Source organism: Paenibacillus sp. MZ04-78.2 (assembly GCF_024213375.1).
GTDB lineage: Bacteria > Bacillota > Bacilli > Paenibacillales > NBRC-103111 > Paenibacillus_G.
Map to the genome: position 1 here is coordinate 1 of NZ_JANAVJ010000115.1, position 1,020 is coordinate 1,020.

The window sequence follows — 1,020 nt, forward strand, 5'->3', positions numbered from 1 at the left end:
TCACGGCACCAAGTTAGAACTCCGATACGATCAGGGTGGTATCCCAACGTCGCCTCCTCACAAGCTGGCGCTCATGGCTCTCAGGCTCCCACCTATCCTGTACAGATCGTACCAAAGTCCAATATCAAGCTGCAGTAAAGCTCCATGGGGTCTTTCCGTCTTGTCGCGGGTAACCTGCATCTTCACAGGTATTAAAATTTCACCGGATCTCTCGTTGAGACAGCGCCCAAGTCGTTACGCCATTCGTGCGGGTCAGAATTTACCTGACAAGGAATTTCGCTACCTTAGGACCGTTATAGTTACGGCCGCCGTTTACTGGGGCTTCGGTTCACAGCTTCGGATTGCTCCTAACCGCTCCCCTTAACCTTCCAGCACCGGGCAGGCGTCAGCCCGTATACTTCGCCTTGCGGCTTCGCACAGACCTGTGTTTTTGCTAAACAGTCGCTTGGGCCTTTTCACTGCGGCCCCCTCGGGCTATTAACCCTACCGGGGCACCCCTTCTCCCGAAGTTACGGGGTCATTTTGCCGAGTTCCTTAACGAGAGTTCTTCCGCGCGCCTTAGCATGCTCTGCTCGCCTACCTGTGTCGGTTTGCGGTACGGGCACCTTCTCCCTGGCTAGAGGCTTTTCTTGGCAGCTTGAACTCATGACCTTCGGTACTGCAATTTTCCCTCCCCATCACAGCCCAGCCTTACGGTATGCGGATTTGCCTGCATACCAGCCTCACTGCTTGGACGAGCATCCATCAGCTCGCGTCACTATCCTTCTGCGTCACCCCATCGCTCATAACGGTTCACGGTGGTACAGGAATTTCAACCTGTTGTCCTTCGACTACGCCTTTCGGCCTCGCCTTAGGTCCCGACTTACCCTGAGCGGACGAACCTTCCTCAGGAACCCTTAGGCTTACGGCGGATCAGATTCTCACTGATCTTTTCGTTACTCATACCGGCATTCTCACTTGTATGCAGTCCACCAGTCCTCACGATCTAGCTTCAACCCGCATACAACGCTCCCCTACCCC

At 54.7% G+C, this 1,020-nt stretch carries 1 rRNA gene; it reads right to left on the minus strand.

The window, feature by feature from the left end:
- Nucleotides 1-1,020, minus strand: a 23S ribosomal RNA gene (locus tag NLX71_RS26265); the annotation flags it as partial.